The sequence below is a fragment of the Streptomyces sp. NPDC031474 genome (assembly GCF_055581185.1).
Window position 1 is genome coordinate 34,768 of the sequence record NZ_JBVIJX010000036.1, and the last position, 14,206, is coordinate 48,973.

Annotated in this window: 13 protein-coding genes and 1 pseudogene; 4 read left to right on the plus strand and 10 right to left on the minus strand. The window is 67.7% G+C overall.

The features are described 5' to 3' along the window. The first annotated feature begins 80 nt into the window (after positions 1-80). A complete protein-coding gene (locus ACZ5SK_RS44800; protein WP_334583489.1) occupies positions 81-680 on the plus strand; it encodes a TetR/AcrR family transcriptional regulator in 600 nt (199 codons plus the stop codon). Positions 681-729: 49 nt separating this feature from the next. Here the strand turns inward: ACZ5SK_RS44800 and ACZ5SK_RS44805 are convergent, their stop codons facing one another. The 4 genes from ACZ5SK_RS44805 to ACZ5SK_RS44820 form a co-directional block, all read right to left on the minus strand. After that, positions 730-1,668: a VOC family protein gene (locus ACZ5SK_RS44805; protein ID WP_334583490.1), complete on the minus strand. Its 939-nt coding sequence runs from the start codon at positions 1,666-1,668 to the stop codon at positions 730-732. 42 nt (positions 1,669-1,710) lie between these two features. Next, complete coding sequence (locus ACZ5SK_RS44810) at positions 1,711-3,246, minus strand: bifunctional 3-(3-hydroxy-phenyl)propionate/3-hydroxycinnamic acid hydroxylase (RefSeq protein ID WP_334583491.1); 1,536 nt, start codon at positions 3,244-3,246, stop codon at positions 1,711-1,713. A 95-nt stretch (positions 3,247-3,341) separates the two neighbouring features. Then, complete coding sequence (locus ACZ5SK_RS44815; RefSeq protein WP_334583492.1) at positions 3,342-3,944, minus strand: PaaI family thioesterase; 603 nt, start codon at positions 3,942-3,944, stop codon at positions 3,342-3,344. Then, positions 3,941-4,810: an ABC transporter substrate-binding protein gene (locus ACZ5SK_RS44820; RefSeq protein WP_334583493.1), complete on the minus strand. Its 870-nt coding sequence runs from the start codon at positions 4,808-4,810 to the stop codon at positions 3,941-3,943. The genes ACZ5SK_RS44815 and ACZ5SK_RS44820 overlap by 4 nt, the downstream gene beginning before the upstream one ends. A 263-nt stretch (positions 4,811-5,073) precedes the next feature. Here ACZ5SK_RS44820 and ACZ5SK_RS44825 point away from each other — a divergent pair, with 263 nt between their 5' ends. Together ACZ5SK_RS44825 and ACZ5SK_RS44830 are read left to right on the plus strand one after the other, a co-directional pair. Continuing rightward, on the plus strand, positions 5,074-6,297 hold the full coding sequence (locus tag ACZ5SK_RS44825) for an acetyl-CoA C-acetyltransferase (RefSeq protein ID WP_334583494.1): 1,224 nt from the start codon (positions 5,074-5,076) through the stop codon (positions 6,295-6,297). A gap of 296 nt (positions 6,298-6,593) precedes the next feature. Continuing rightward, positions 6,594-7,319, plus strand: a complete 726-nt coding sequence (locus ACZ5SK_RS44830; protein ID WP_334583495.1) for a TetR/AcrR family transcriptional regulator — start codon at positions 6,594-6,596, stop codon at positions 7,317-7,319. A 151-nt stretch (positions 7,320-7,470) separates the two neighbouring features. Here the strand turns inward: ACZ5SK_RS44830 and ACZ5SK_RS44835 are convergent, their stop codons facing one another. From ACZ5SK_RS44835 to ACZ5SK_RS44845, 3 genes are all read right to left on the minus strand, one after another. Next, positions 7,471-8,601 carry an MFS transporter gene (locus ACZ5SK_RS44835; RefSeq protein WP_334583496.1) on the minus strand — a complete coding sequence of 377 codons (1,131 nt, stop codon included), beginning with the start codon at positions 8,599-8,601 and terminating at the stop codon, positions 7,471-7,473. 367 nt (positions 8,602-8,968) lie between these two features. Next, positions 8,969-9,922 carry a fumarylacetoacetate hydrolase family protein gene (locus ACZ5SK_RS44840; protein ID WP_468158647.1) on the minus strand — a complete coding sequence of 318 codons (954 nt, stop codon included), beginning with the start codon at positions 9,920-9,922 and terminating at the stop codon, positions 8,969-8,971. Further along, positions 9,919-10,359, minus strand: coding sequence for an ABC transporter substrate-binding protein (locus ACZ5SK_RS44845; protein WP_361709843.1), 441 nt, complete (start codon positions 10,357-10,359; stop codon positions 9,919-9,921). The genes ACZ5SK_RS44840 and ACZ5SK_RS44845 overlap by 4 nt, the downstream gene beginning before the upstream one ends. 425 nt (positions 10,360-10,784) lie before the next feature. Here ACZ5SK_RS44845 and ACZ5SK_RS44850 point away from each other — a divergent pair, with 425 nt between their 5' ends. Further along, the gene (locus ACZ5SK_RS44850; protein ID WP_334583499.1) at positions 10,785-11,453 is read left to right on the plus strand and encodes a TetR/AcrR family transcriptional regulator; all 669 of its coding nucleotides are present in this window, start codon (positions 10,785-10,787) and stop codon (positions 11,451-11,453) included. 477 nt (positions 11,454-11,930) lie between these two features. Here ACZ5SK_RS44850 and ACZ5SK_RS44855 read toward each other — a convergent pair whose 3' ends face one another. The 3 genes and pseudogenes from ACZ5SK_RS44855 to ACZ5SK_RS44865 all read right to left on the minus strand — a co-directional run. Further along, positions 11,931-12,695, minus strand: a complete 765-nt coding sequence (locus ACZ5SK_RS44855) for a serine hydrolase domain-containing protein (protein ID WP_334583500.1) — start codon at positions 12,693-12,695, stop codon at positions 11,931-11,933. 240 nt (positions 12,696-12,935) lie between these two features. Then, positions 12,936-13,916, minus strand: a complete 981-nt coding sequence (locus ACZ5SK_RS44860) for a DNA polymerase Y family protein (RefSeq protein ID WP_334583501.1) — start codon at positions 13,914-13,916, stop codon at positions 12,936-12,938. Beyond that, a pseudogene (locus tag ACZ5SK_RS44865) lies at positions 13,913-14,206 on the minus strand (DNA polymerase III subunit alpha); the annotation flags it as partial. The pseudogene ACZ5SK_RS44865 and the gene ACZ5SK_RS44860, both read right to left, overlap by 4 nt.

The following is a 14,206-nucleotide window of genomic DNA, read 5'->3' on the forward strand; positions in this document are numbered from 1 at the left end:
TATCGTATGACAGGCTCATCCCCTTGTCGATCCTCCACTGACATTGGGGAATGAGGCCGCGCGTGGGTTAACTTGACTCCGTGGCTGTACGAAGCGAACTGAGTCGTCGCGCGATCCTCGACGCGACCATGGACCTCCTTGTCCGTGATGGACGGCGTGCCATCACGGTGCAGAAGCTGACCATGGAGGCGATCGCCAAGCGGGCCAAGGTCAGCAAGGCGACGATCTACCGGTGGTGGCCGAACAAGGCCGCAGTCGTCATCGACGCCTTCATGGAAAACCACCTGGCGCACACCCGCATCCCCGAGGGCGTGCCGGTGCGCGACGCCCTCCTGGCACACCTCAAGTCGCTGATCTCCCGCTACGCCGGCCCGCAGGGCAAGCTGGTCGCCCAGATCATCGCCGAGGGGCAGTACGACCCCGAGACGATGGCCAACTTCCGCGAGCGCTTCTGGCAGGAGCGCGCCGCGGCCGTCGAGAAGCTGATGCGCAGGGGAATCGACGAAGGCGTCTTCCGGTCCGACCTCGATCCGAAGTCGGCAGCCCAGTTGTTCTACGCACCGGTCTACTTCCATCTCCTCTTCGGCGTCAGCCCGCTCGACGACGCGCTCGCGGAACAGCTCGTGGAACTGGGGATCCGCGGCCTGGAGGCCCATCCGTCACCGGACGGGGAAGCCTGAGCCCTCCCCCGGTGGTGTCGTCCCGAGCGCGCCTCAGGCGCTAGCGGGGTCACACCGGCGGTGCGATGAACAATCCCCGGTCCGGGTCGTTGAACATCTCCTTGGACACGAACTCGTTCATCGGGTTGGACGTCCCCCACACGTCCGAGGTCTCCGGGTCATCGGTGCTGTAGAGGTGGGGATGCCAGGTGTCCTCGTCGAGGATCTCCAACTCCGTGGTGTACTCCATGGTGTTGCCGTTGGGGTCGTGGAAGTACGTGAACGTGTTGTCGCCGGCGCGATGCCGGCCCGGCCCCCAGACCTTGTGGACACCATCGCGCATCAGGCGGCCACTGCCCCGCATGTACTCCTCCAGCCCGCGCATCTCGAACGACGCGTGGTGCAGCGAGACATGGGGACAGCGGGCGATCGCGATGCTGTGGTGCTGCGGGTTGCAGCGCAGGAACCACATGATCCCGCCGAGCTGCGGGTGCACGTTGGTGTCGGTGAGCCGGAAGTCCAGGTACTTCTCGTAGAAGGCCATCATGCGCTCGGGCTCAGGGGAATTGAGGACGACGTGGGACAGCCGCACCGGGATGTCCTCGCGCTCCTCGACCTTGCGGTGGGTGCGGGCGGCGACCTCCGCGGAGATCTCGACGGTGCGCCCCTCCACGTCGAAGAACCGGAAGCCGTAGCCGCCGCCCAGCGTCTGGAGGGTGTCCGGCTCGCTGACCAGCTTCACGCCGTCGGTGGCGAGGCGGGTGGCGAGGCCGTCCACCGCGGCGCGGTCGGCGGCGCCGAAGGAGACCAGGTCGAGGCGCTTGTCCTGGGAGCGGCGGACCCGGACGACGTACTGCTCGGGCGAGCCCTCGGCGGCGAAGTACGTGACATCGCCGTCGGTGCCGGCCTTGGTCAGCCCCCACTGCTGCTCGTAGAAGGCGACCTGCTTGTCGTAGTCCTGCACGGCGATGTCGACGTGCCGAAGGTGGGTGATGGGTTGGTCGTGCATGGTGAACTCCTGTGAGTGAAACAGTGTTTGCACGCGCGCGGGTCAGGCCTGCAGTGTGTTCCCTTGCTGCGGCGGGCTCATCTCGCGCCGGGGTTCCGGGGCGCCTGCGAGAGGCAGGAGCCCGAGCAGCGCTTCGAGCTCTTCGGGGGTGTGTGCCGTCCCGAGCACATAGCGGTCGGGACGGACCAGGACGGCAGGGGCCTCGACCGAGGTGAGCAGTTGGCCGACGTGCTGCGGGGAGGTCAGTACGGCCACCTCGGGCTCCGCCTCCAGCGCCTTGCGTACGGGATCGGGCAGCCCGGCAGTCAGTTCGGGCGTGGCCGCGAGCAGGAACCGGCGTCCCACGAGGTCGTCGAGCCGTGTCCCGTCGGGCAGTAGCGGCTGCATCGAGATACGTCCGGCGTGCGGGTCGGACGGGCCCGTGTGCGCACCCGGGCCCAGGGCGGGTGCCGGCGGGTAGCCGTCGGCCGGGTTGGCGCGGATGTGCGCATCCCGCTGGGCGGCCATCACGGGGTCGGTGGTCTGGACGAGTCCGGCCATCGTCGCCGCCTGCTGGACCCAGTACCTGGCGTGGTCCTTGCGTTCGGACTCGTAGGTGTCGAGCAGGGACTCGGAGGCTCTGCCTCGCGAGACGAGCCGGATCTTCCACACCAGGTTGGCCACGTCACGCAGGCCGGCGCACAGTCCCTGGCCGAACAGCGGAGGCGCCAGGTGAGCGGCGTCGCCCGCGAGGAACACATTGCCGACCCGCCACGACGTGGCCAACCGCGCGCGGAAGGTGTAGACGGCGATGCGGTCGGGCTCGAAGTTCTGCGGTGTGAGAACCCCTCGGCTCAACCGGGCGATGCCCGCCGGTGTGGCGATCTCCTCCCGGTCGTCCTCGGGGAGGACTTTGAACTCCATGCGCACCCGGTCACCGGGGAGCCTGATCCAGAGCGCGGGACGGGTGTGCCGGCCGAGGAAGACCATGTCACCCTTGATGCCCGCCGTCCCGCGCAGGTGTCCGTCGACGACGAGCCACGGATCGTCGGTGCCGAGGTTCTCGCCGGATATCCCGAGCGTGCGCCTGACGGTCGAGGTGGCACCGTCACAGGCGATGACCCATCGCGCGGTGAGCGTCTGTGTCGTCCCGTCCGGTGTACGGACGGTGCAGCGGACTGAGCCGTCACCTTGCTGGATGTCCAGCAGCGTAGTACCGAGCCGGAGTTCCACATCGGCGAGCCGCTCGACTTCGGCGCGCAGCAGCGCGTCTATCTCAGGCTGGTGGAACAGGACCTCCGAGTGCCATGCCTGAGGTCCCATCTGCCCCGTGGCATGGGCCACCAGAGTCTCGCCGGCCTCGTTCTCCATGCGGTAGTCGCACATCGGCTTGATCCGGGCGGAGAGTTCCTCGCCCAGCCCCATGGACTGGAAGGAACGCACGGTCTCACCGTCGAAGTGCACGGCCCGCGCCTGTTCCCACAGCTCGGGCTCGCGTTCGATCCCCACGGCCCGCACACCGGCATGGCCCAGCAAAGCAAGGGCCATCACCCCGACGGGTCCACCACCCACAACGATGACTTCGCAGTCCTGTGACACCTGAACTCCATTTGCGGCTCGGGTACTTGGAAGTACCGTTTGATCTCTGCACCCGCGCGTCCGCCGGACGACCTGGGCGCTCGGCGTCCGCGGCTCTAGCGGCCCGTCGTGGTTCCTGGCACGGCGGGTCCGTCCACCGCGTCGGTGTCCGCGCCCGCCGGACGAGCGCGGTGCTCCTCATGGCCGGCTCGTCCGGGCAGGCTGCCCGGGACCGTATTGCTCCCCGCCGACGGCACACCGTCCGCCAGGACGATCTGCGCCCCCCGCCCGCTGAACTCGACGATGACCTCGTCACCGCGCCGCACCGTGACCTCACAGATCACTGAGCGGCCCTGCCGGGAGCGGGTCACCGCTTCGGCGATCAGGTCGTCGCCGAGGCGGCCGGGGCGCCGGAAGGCGATGTCCGCGCTCGCCGTGACGACCGGCGGGCCGAAGCTGTTGACGGCGCAGGCGAAGGTGGTGTCGGCCAAAGCGAACACGAGCCCGCCATGCACGATCGCGTGCCCGTTGACCATGTCCGGCCGGACCCGCATCCGTGCGCGCGCCCGACCGTCGGCCGCCGACTCGACCTGTATGCCGAGGAGTTCGCAGGTACGGTCCTCGCTGAGCAGATGACGCACGCTCTTCGCCACCTGACCGTCCGTGACGCGCTCCGCGTCATCGCGACGGCCGTCGGACGTGAACGGGTCGGGCGTCATGGACGAAGCTCCAGACCGAGCGGGCGGCCGTCGTACAGGTCATCGGCAGCAGGCGCCCGGTCGGGCATCATGCCGAGCTTGTCGCGCATCGTCAGGACGCACTCCAGACCGGCACGAGCAGGAGCCAGTGAAACGGGGCGGGTGCGCAGCGCGGCCCGCGCCGAGGCCGGCCCGTAGCCGCCTCTCGTCAGCACGTCCAGGATCTGTTCGTCCTCAGTGGCGTGCAGCCACTTCCGCGCCGCATCGAGGGCCGTGAGGTAGAGAGAGAGCTTTTCCCGCCCCGCCTGCCGCGTCGTGGGACCGGCCACAACACCCTGCCCGGGGAAGTCCGGCACCTCGTCCTCGACCGCGAGCAGCGAGACGAACCCTTCCTGTTGCGCCATTTCGTCCAGCGGCGGCCCCAGCCACGCCGCGTCGATCGACCGTGAGCGCAGCGCCTCGAAGCGCTCGCGCACTCCGCCCACCGGCTCGAACTCGTACGCGCCGGGCGGGAGGCCATGGTGACCGAGGAGATGACGGAGCAGGACGGCGAATCCGTTGTCCGGCGCATCGACGCCGAGCGTTGCGCCCCGCAGGCCTTCCAGCCCTCTCACCGAGGGCTGCGCGACCAGCCGGAGCGGTGTCGTCGACTCGATCTGGGCGACGACTCGGAGGTCGCCTCCGCCGGAGTTCCACACGATCAGGTTGTCGATGGCCGTGACGCCCGCATCGACGTCGTCGGTCAGGAGTCGGTCACGCTGGTCCGTCGACGACTCGATCAGCACGGTCTCGACCTCAAGGCCGACGTGGGCGAAGAAACCCAGCTCGTGGGCAACGACACACACGGGTGGCGGAACGAACACCGCCTGTCGAAAGCACGCCGTCATTGGAGTGCTCCTCTCTGCACGAGGTGGCCTCACATTAGGGCAAGCGAAACGGAACGTCTAGGATCGGTGCCGGTAATATTTTCTGGCATGCAGCCCGCTGGGATGCGAGCTCAAGACAGCGGTCATCAGCCTGGATGACCTGGCGAAACAAAGGCGCCTACGCTCTCATTCGAAACGGTTCGTACAGTATCTTCGTCACTGGAGGGCCGCCTTCATGCGGCCTGCCCGCACGCACCCGTTCGCCACCCTGAGAGGTGCATGACATGCCTGAAGCCGTCGTAGTCGCTGCCGCCCGCACGCCCATCGGGCGCGCTTTCAAGGGTTCCCTGAAGGATGTCCGCCCCGACGACCTCGCGGTGACGGCGGTCCGCGCGGCCCTCGACCAGCTACCCGGACTTGACCCGACACAGATCGATGACCTGCACCTCGGCTGCGCCGAGCCGAGCGGCGAGCATGGTGCCAACATCGCCCGGCGGGTGGCCGTACAGCTGGGGCTGGACGAGGTGCCCGGCACCACGGTCAACCGTTTCTGCTCGTCCTCCTTGCAGACCGCCCGGATGGCCTTCCACGCCATCAAGGCAGGAGAAGGCCACGTCTTCGTCAGCGCGGGTGTCGAGTGCGTCTCCCGCTACCGGCACTTCGGACCCACCGGAGCGGATGCCGACGACGTCTTGAACCCGGCATTCGAGCAGGCCAGGGACCGTACCGCGGAGGACGCGCGAACCAACGGCCTATGGACCGACCCCCGCTCCGACGGCCTGCTGCCCGACGTCTACATCGGCATGGGGCAAACAGCGGAGAACGTCGCGGGCCTTTTCAAGATCAGCCGCCAGGAGCAGGATCACTACGCCCTACGCAGCCAGCAGCTGTATGCCAAGGCCGCCGAGTCCGGGTTCCACACCCGGGAGATCACCCCTGTCCGAAGGCCCGACGGCACGGTGATCGCGACCGACGACAGCCCGCGCCCCGGCACGACGTACGAGGCCCTGGAAGGCCTCCAGCCTGCCTTCCGGCCAGGCGGCTCGGTCACCGCCGGAAACTCCTGCCCGCTGAACGACGGAGCCGCCGCCGTGGTCATCATGAGCGACGTCAGGGCGCGAGAGCTCGGCATCACTCCCCTGGCCAGGATCGTGGCCACCGGCGTGTCCGGCCTGTCCCCGGAGATCATGGGCCTGGGACCGGTCGAGGCCACACGGCGGGCCCTCGCGCACGCCGGCCTGTCGATCGGGGACATCGACCTGTTCGAGATGAACGAGGCATTCGCCGTTCAGGTCATCGCCTCTCAGCGCGAACTCCGCATCCCGCTGGACAGGCTCAACGTGCACGGTGGGGCCGTCGCGCTGGGGCATCCGTTCGGTGCGACCGGCGCCCGCATCATGACCACCCTGATCAACGGGCTGCGGACGCGCGACGCGCAGTGGGGCGTGGAGACCATGTGCGTCGGAGGCGGGCAGGGCATGGCCATGGTGCTGGAACGCCTCAGCTGAACACTCCTGGCGGACCTGGGGTCGCCTACCGGCTGGAAGGCCTCGGGCAGACGCCCGACGCAAACGGGCGCAGCTTGGCGTACCCGCCTTGGCGACCCGCGTGGAGTTCGCAAGGGAGCGCCTGGAGGACGGACCGACCGGCCCAGTCCCTCCCGGGTTTCGGGCGGCTCCTGGCTCCCCGGGGGCAGCCCAGTGAGCTCCGAAAGTCGACTGAAGCGTGATCCGCGTGCAGTCCGCGACTGCTGCGTCGGCAAGGCCACTCCGAAGACCGCTGCAGCTACGAGGAGGTGAATCGAGTGGAGGACAGGGTATTCGGCCCGGCCGACGAGACGGCCGACGGAGTCGCCCCTGAGACAGCGCAGGGGACGAGTTCAGTAGAGCCCGCAGCATCCTCCGGGAAGCGGCAGTGCCGGAGGCGCCCCAGGGATCAGGACCGCCAACGCGATCCCGCCGGTACCCGACGCGCCATCCTCGCGGCGGCCGACGCCGAGTTCGGCGCCCACGGATTCGACGGGGCCCGAGTCGTCCGTATCGCCGAGGCGGCCGGTGTCAGCCACCAGCTGATCACCTACCACTTCGGAGGCAAGCGGGGGTTGTACGAGGCACTGAGTGAGCGGCGGCTCGAGGAGTCCATCCAGGTCACTCGGATTCGCCGCTTCGCGGAGGCCGCACGAGACTACGTGCACTGGGCATGTGAGAACCCGGCGTGGGTGCACTCGCTGACCCGCCAGGACCCCGGCATGCACCCGCCCGCCGAGGACGCGCGGGTCGCCGAGTTGTTCAAGAGCGTCGAGAACACGCGCGAACGACAGACGCGCGGTGAATTCCGCAGTGATCTCGACGTCGGAGCCGTGGCCCTCGTCTTCATCGCCGCCTCGATCGCTCCGCTGGCCTTCCCATGGCTCGCCCGCGAACTCACCCAGCAGGACCCCGCCTCACCGGAGTTCATCGACCACTACGCGAAGCAGTTGAGCTGGATCATCTCCGCACTCGCCGAAGCGACGGTCGCCGAGAAGGCGTGAGTGCCGCGCCGGTCCGGTGCCGAGCCCGGCCGAGACCGGCACCTCGACAGGCGGAAACTCCGCGTTCGGTGCGTTTCGCTCAGCGGGTGGAGGCCAGAGACGCGACATACGTATCGGGCGGCGAGCGTTTCCAGCCTCCGACGGGAGCCTCTCAGGTGTGCGCCGGCGCAGGACGCCGCCGGTCGGCGCGGCTGCCGAACGCCCAAGCCAGCACCGTCAACACGCCGAGGGTCAGACCGAGCACACACACCCCGGTCCAGGCTCCCGTCCCGTATACGGCGCCCGTTAGCCCGGAGCCGACTGCTCCGCCGATGAAGTATGCCGTCATGTAGGCCGAGTTGACACGGCTCACCGCGCCGCTGTCCAACTGGTAGATGCGGCTCTGGTTGGCGACCTGGAGTCCTTGCACTGCCAGAGTGAACAGCGCGGCTCCGATGATGACCGGCACGATGTGGTGGTTCCCGAAGAACAGGACCACCCAGGACAGGGCGAGCAACAGGCAACTGAGGGTGGTCAGCAGGCCCCCACGTCCCCGGTCGGTGAGTGATCCGACCGGTCGGGCCACCAGACTGCCTACAACTCCAAGCAGCCCGAACAATCCGATAGTTCCCATGGAGTAGTGGTAAGGCGATCCGCTCAGCAGCATGGTCAGGGCGGTCCACAGCACCGAGAACCCGGCGAAGCTGAGACCACCGAGCGCCATCCGCACGCGAAGCACCGGCTCCCGCCTGATGATTCGGAACGTGGAGGCCAGCAGCGCCCCGTAGCCGATCCGCGTGGAGGACGTCACCACCGGCATCCGTAGCCGCAGGACCAGGGCGAGCACCCCGATGGCCACAGCGGCAGCGCCGTAGACCGTGCGCCAGCCGGCGAGATCGGCAAGGTAGCCGGCCACGGTGCGGGCCAGCACAGAGCCGAGCAGCAGCCCCATCGCCATCGTGCCGACGACCCGGCCGCGATGATGCGCCGGCGCGAGTTCGGTGGCGAACGGGACCAACACCTGCGCGGTCGAGGCGCCTGCTCCGGCGACGGCGGCGGCAGCCAGAAAGAGCGGGGCGGAAGGAGCGATCGCCATCAGCGCCAGGGCGACCGCCGTCGTCAGCGACATCAACGGCACGAACTTCGCTCGGTTGACGAGGTCACCCAGTGGCAGGAGAAGGAGCAGTCCTACCGCGTAGCCTGCCTGCGTCAGCGTGATGAGGAGTGCGGCCGTGGACGAGGACGTATGCAACCCGCGCGCGATGGCGTCGAGCAGCGGTTGCCCGTAGTAGAGGTTGGCCACGCACAGCCCCGTGGCCGTGGCCAGGAGCCCGGTGACCCTCTCGTCTTGTGCGACGTGTGCTGTTGAAGCGAGTCGGCCTTGACACCGACAGACATGATTCTCCTTGGAGTTGAGACCGTGGGGCAGTCCCGGCGGCCGGCATGCCACCGTTCCGGCGCGAAGGGGGAAGCAGGTCTTCGGACGACGCTGGCCGAATCAGGTGGTCCGTGGGTGCCGCCGCGGTCGACAGACAACCGCGGCGGCACCCACGGCAATCGCTACGGTCCGCCTCCTCGCCAGGGTGCCCGGCGACGAGCCTTCGTGGGCAGGGCCGTCCCTACGGTCCCCTCAACCAGGTGATGGTTCCGTAGGGACGAAACGAACGTGCCTACCTGCAGACGTTGCGCTGCGACCCGAGGCCGGAGATCTCACTCTCCATCACGTCCCCGGCGCGCAGGAACCGCCCGTAGTGGGAACCATTGCCCTCCGGCGAGCCGGTGATGAGCATGTCGCCCGGCTGCAGGACCAACCGGTGGGAGACGTAGGAGATGAGGGCGGGGATGTCGAAGACCATGTCACCCGTGTTGCCCTTCTGCATGACCTTGCCGTTGAGCCGCAGGGTGATGTCGAGATCGTGCGGGTCGGCCACGAACCGCGCCGGGACGACGTACGGTCCCGTGGGGTAGAAGCCGGGCTGGTTCTTCGACCGCATCCAGTCCGTGCCCATCATGGGGATCTCCGGGCGGGGCACCAGACTGCGCGTGGTGAGGTCGTTGCAGATGGTGTAGCCCGCGACGTAGTCCAGTGCCTCGGCAGGGCTCACCTCTCGCGCCTCGCGACCGATGATCACGCCCAGCTCGAGTTCCCAGTCGTGGTTCTCACCGAAGGAGGGCAGGACGATGTCGTCGTAAGGGCCGCTGATGGCTGACGGAACGCCGATCCAGACATACGGCTCACCGTTCGCCCGGCGCTCGTCGATCTCCCGGGCAGCCTGCTCGCGCAGCTCCTCCTCGGTGGCGTCCGCCTTCCCCAGGCGGTGCGCCACCGTGATCTGGATGATGTGCTCGCGATAGTTGGCTCCGGCAGCGATGATCTGACCCGGCAGCTGGACCGGGGCCAGCACCCGCAGGTCGCCGAGCGGCAGTCCGGGGCCTACGGGCGCGTCGGCGAGACCCTGCAGCGCTTCGAGGGACGCCTCCCAGTCAGCGAGCAGGTCCCGGGTGGTGGCGGCCTCAGGCAGAACGGCCCGGGTGTCGTGCACCTTGTCATCCAGGACGATGCCGGGGAACGGACTGCCGGACGCTTCGGCGAACGTTCCCAGGGAGAAGGGCGTACTGCTCATGGGGTGTCCTCAAGTTTCTGGTGATGGCGGGCGGCCCAGCCGGGCGGGAATCTGCTCGGCGTCATCCGCGGCCCCGGGCCCACGGGACGCAACACCACAGCGAACCCGTTGTTCACGGCATCGACGCCCAGCACCGCACCCCGCAGTCCCTGCACCCCGGTCACCGAGGGCCGGGCAACCAGCTCAAGAGGTGTTGTCGACTCGACCTGGGCCACGATCCGAAGATCCCCGCCGTCGGCGTTCCAGACCAAGAGGTTGTCCATGGCTGTGACGCCGACGTCGACGTTCCCGCTCAGCAACCGGTCTCTCTGATCCGTTGACGACTCGACGAGCACCGTCTCGATGTCCACACCCATATCGGCGTAGATCCCCAGCTCGTCAGCGACGACACAGACAGAAGGCGGAACGAACGCCGCCTGTCGAAGGCACACCGTCATCGGGCGCCCTCCTTCCTACGAAAGGCAACGCAACACTACATGTGAAACGATACGTTTCGCATCTCATGCGTTTCACCCGCCCCCCCACTCAACGAAGATCCAGTCACACCGCCCATAAACCCCATGAATTGGACCTATGGCTCATCACTCACGCCGTCACACTCTGACGGAGTGCCACCAGCCACAGGACTCTTCCCTCCGGCGATGCGAACCGTTCGGGCTGAAAAAACAGGGGAGCGCGAAATGCTCAAGAGCACGGAGGGTCACGCCTGCATGGATCGCTCGAACCACGACGGTCGGCACGGCCACCCGGGAGCAACCGTCTGACGGGCGACAACGATTCGATACGTGTCGTATCCTTTGCTACGAGCATGCCAGTCGCGCTGGCATGGGGATTGCGGTCGCGCCTGAGGTGAATTTCTACTGTGGCTGTACGAAGCGAATCGAGCCGTCGTGCGATCCTCGACGCAACCATGGACCTTCTCGTCCGTGATGGACGGCGTGCCATCACGGTGCAGAAGCTGACCATGGAGGCGATCGCCAAGCGGGCCAAGGTCAGCAAGGCGACGATCTACCGGTGGTGGCCCAGCAAGGCCGCAGTCGTCATCGACGCCTTCATGGAAAACCACCTGGCGCACACCCGCATCCCCGAAGGGGTGCCGGTGCGCGACGCCCTCCTGGCACACCTCAAGGCGCTGATCACTCACTACGCCGGCCCGCAGGGCAAACTCGTCGCCCAGATCATCGCCGAGGGGCAGTACGACCCCGAGACGATGGCCAACTTCCGCGAGCGCTTCTGGCAGGAGCGCGCCGCGGCCGTGGAGAAACTGATGCGTCAGGGCATCGACGAAGGTGTCTTCCGCCCGGACCTGGCCCCGAGCGCGGCAGCCCAGTTGTTCTACGCACCGGTCTACTTCCATCTCCTGTTCGGCGACAGCCCGCTCGACGACGCACTTGCCGAACAACTCGTTGACTTGGGAATCCGAGACCTGGCAGCCCATTCAGACCAGGACGGAACAGCCCGAGTTCTCAGCATTCCCACCCAAGCCGGACCAGTAGTCGGTCCTCTTGCGCTCCCGACTGATGATCTCTGAGTTGGATGTCAAGGGGAGGCTGGCCATTCACTCAGGAGATGCCCGACAGCGGTTGAGAGTGAAGGCCATATATGAGGATGCTTGCATGGCAATTAGCGCTGGTCACGGCTCCGCTGGCAGACGAGGCTTCCGCCTCATGGGTCGACCGGATGGCGCGGCTGAATAGGTCTTCGTCAGCAGCGGTCGCAGATTCTGATGGGCTCCTAGCGTGGGAGCTGTCAGTAGAGCCTGGGTGCGTCATTGCTTGACCGCGATCCCGCCCCGGTGACGCACCCAGGCACGCTCCTGCCCGTCGGTCGTAGTACCCGACGGGCAGGAACGTGACCACACGAAGGAGGCTGAACTGTCCACCCCTCAGCGACTGTCGGCTGGCCGGAGTCTCCTATCGAACCTGGAAGGCTTCGGGTGGGACACCCCGGCAACGGTCATAGTCAGGCGAAGCGCATCCCAGGCCGACAAGGGTGCGTTTGATGGGGTCTACCTCGCAGTAACTGCCACGCCGGGCATGGGCGCTAGCTTGTCGGCTTCGGCGACGGCGGCGTTCCAACTGAACTCGTTGTTGTCGCTGAAGTAGTAGTAGGTGGCGCCGTTCGGCATCATCGCGACGGTGATGCCGCCGTATCCCGACATGAATGGAACGTAGAAGGGGCTGGTGTAGGCGGGGTTGTCGGCGGAGGTGAACTCGGCGCCCCAAAAGCCGTTCTGGTACTTCATGGGCTTGGTGCCGGTGGTGGTCATGCCCCGGTCCTGCGGTGTGCGTTGCATGGTGGCCGCGAGCAGTGTCGAGTCGAGTATCTGTGTGCCGTTGACGGCGCCGTGGTCGTTGTTGAGGAATTTCGCGAACCGGGCGACGGAGTCCTGCGTCCAGAACATGCCGTAGCCGCCGAAGGGTGCCCCGCCGGGGCTGTTGTCGGTGCGGGAGGAGACGAGGAAGTCGGGCCCGACGCCGATGGGTTCGAGCACGTCGTCACGGAGCATGTCGAAGATGTCGGCGTCCGAACCGGCCTTATCCCGCAGGTAGTTGTTCATCGCGCGGCTGGCGAGGAAGGTGTCCGAGGTGTGGTGGACCCACTTGCTGCCGGGGCTGGCCTTACGCGGGAAGGACAGGGCGAGTCGCATCTTGTCGGCGTAGGGCTCGGCCATGGGGCGCGCGGGGGCCACCGTCCAATGCCTGCCCGGCTTCCGCCGGCCCGCACCGGAGATGACCTTCGACGACGACGCCGAGGCCACGGACAGAGTCACCGCATAGCTCCCCTCTCTCGCTCGGGCTCGTCGTGCAGTGTCGCGACGCCGTCACCGGCCGGGTAGCGTGGTGCGAGTCGCATCGCCGTCGGCGGCGACTCCCGCCCAAACGGCACCCAGGTCTTCTGCGCACCCCCGGAGCCAGTCCCGACGATGTCGCCACGACCCAACGACGGGAGCCGAACGCCATGCCTCACACCACCGCCTTCGCCAGGAACCAGTGGTTCTTGGCACAAGCGGTCAGTTCGCCAGAGCGGCTGGACGTATAGCCTCCGGCCCGAAGCGCCGACGGGCGCGGTCTGCGGCGGCTTCAGCCGCGCGGGCGCGGGCATCGCCGGGGTCCAGAGAGAGCTGGCGATAGGCCCTGCCAGTTGGCAGCAGGTTGTCTGCGCGGATCGCGAAGGCGCGTACTCTCGCTCGCTGCAATCCGAGACCGGTCAGCAGGCTCAGCGCGTCCGCAGCGAGGGCGGGCGAGTGGTTGGTGGGCTCCGGCAGGGTGCGCGTGCGTGTGGTGGAGCTGCGGTCGGCGTACCGCACCATGAGGGTGAGTCGGCTCGCGATCTGGCTTTCACCGCGCAGGCGTTGGCCGATCTGGTCGGCAAGTCCCAGAACCGCACGGTGATGTTGTGCGGGGTCGAGGCAGTCCCGCTCCAGCACGCGGTCGGCGATCAGATGTGCTGCCGGTTCTGCGGGGACGACCGGACGGGGGTCGTGGCCGCGGGCACGCTCGGCCAACAACCGCGCCTGGCCGACTCCGAGGAGCCGCTGCAGGGTCGCCGAGGGCAGGTCGGTGATCTGGCCGATGTTGTGCAGGCCGTATCTGTGAAGGGTTTCCGCCGTGGTGCGGCCGACCCCAGGCAGTGCCGTGACCGGCCGCGGGTACAGCCAGTCGGTCACGTGATCAGTGGGGACCCAGGTGGTGTCTCCCGGCGCGGACGCGTCGGCCGCCATCGCCGCCAGCATGCGATTGCCGGCGAGCCCGGCACTGCTGTCGATGCCGTAGAGCCCCTTCAGCCTCATCTTCGCCAGCTGAACGACGTCATAGGGGGACAGATCGAAGTATCTGAGCGCCGAAGTCAGGTCAAGCTGGACTGCGTCGGGCGGCACGGCCTGGACATGAGGCGTGATTCCATACATCAGTTCGATTATCTCGTCGTACTGAGGCTCGGTCAGTGCGGCGTGCAAGTGCAGGTGGGCGATGTGGCGCTGCCGTGTGGTCATCCTGCGCTCCCCGGGCTGCGGTGGCCGAACTTCTTAAGGTCGGCCGAGCGGGTGCCGGCGGGCTGCAGGTCGGCGTACGGGTGAAGGCGCGCGCCGGTAGTGCCGTTGGCCAGAGTGCGCTGCGTTTGGGCGGGGGTCGGGCGGGGCTGGGCGGGGGTCGGGTGCGGGTGGCCGGCGCCCAGGAGGGCAAGTGCAGCCTCGGGGCCGTTGTCACGGCGGGCCGCGGCGATCTCGTCCAGGTCCCAGGCCATGGTGCCGACGACGGTACGGCGGGTGCCGCGCACCTGGAC